Origin of the sequence: Variovorax glucosi, from assembly GCF_051216695.1 — a bacterium.
In the GTDB taxonomy this organism is placed as follows: domain Bacteria; phylum Pseudomonadota; class Gammaproteobacteria; order Burkholderiales; family Burkholderiaceae_C; genus Variovorax.
Genome location: NZ_JBPJZE010000291.1, coordinates 1 through 1,123 on the forward strand (window position 1 = coordinate 1; position 1,123 = coordinate 1,123).

Sequence of the window (1,123 nt, forward strand, 5' to 3'; positions counted from 1 at the left end):
AGGCGCACCGACTGCCGCCTGCGGCCTGCTTGTGTCGAGTTTGACCTCCGTCGCGGCGGGAGAAATCTGTGTTGTCTTCGAACCTGCCCGCGTAACAATGCCATCTGCCCCGCCCGAGTGCATCACCGTCAGGAAGTGATTGCCAACGGAAAGCCGCTGAATCAGCGCCGTGAATTTTCCATTGACAGCTTGACTCGACACATCACCCGCAAGGAAGCTGCCTATCAGTTGTCCATTGTCAAAGACGCTGTAGATGCCGGTACTGAAGGGAGTGCTGCCAAGCCCAAATATGAGCTTCAGTTGCGCTGGATAGCCGACCTCGCCAGTCCCCTCGTCCTTCATCTGCATGACAGTTGTATTGACTGAAGGCGCGACGCCTCCAGTTCCAACCGCTACGCTCAGATCCTGAGCGGTGACGCTGGACAGATACTGGGTATCCCCCGAATAGACGGCCCGCACGGCAGCATTCGACGGAACGAAGAAGGTCTTAATCTCCGCCCGCCCATTCACCACATTGGCCGTCCCAAGGTGGGTCGTACCGCTGAAGAATGCCACCATTCCCCCAGACGCCCCCCCTGAAATCTGTGCTCCGAAGACGATCGGGTTGCCGGCCTCGGCCGGCCTCACCGGCGGATCCAGCGTGATCGTGGTCGCGGCTTTGACCACCGACTGCTGGGCCGTTGCAATGCTGAATGCGTTCGTGCCATCGCCCTGGTAGACAGCACGCAAATTCGCAATACCCAGCGGTAGCTGAGTTGTCGTCAAGCTGGCTTGCCCATTGACAATCGCACCGGTACCCAGGAGTTGGCTCCCGCTGTAGAAGTCGACTGAGCCCGTCGCCAACGGCGTCCCCAATGTCGACGCAACCGTTGCAGTCAAGGTGATCGGTGCCCCATAGGCAACGGACGTCTGGGAAGTCGTCAGCGAGGTCGTCGTGGGAGTCGCTTGCGTGGAAGCCAAGACTCCCGGGAAAGTGCTCGAGGCAGCCCCGCTGTAGTTCACGTCACCTGAATAGGTGGCCATGATCTCGCTCTCGCCAAGTGGCAGATTGCTCACCGTCAATGTGGCCACGCCATCCACCACCGTTCCGGTCCCGATGAATGCTCCGTTACGATAGAACATA

General features: G+C 59.4%; 1 protein-coding gene. It reads right to left on the reverse strand.

Annotation, left to right across the window (positions count from 1 at the left end; translation table 11 throughout):
- The coding region (locus ACSFA3_RS25055) for an Ig-like domain-containing protein (RefSeq protein ID WP_435508052.1) at window positions 1–1,123 on the reverse strand (1,123 nt) is incomplete at both ends.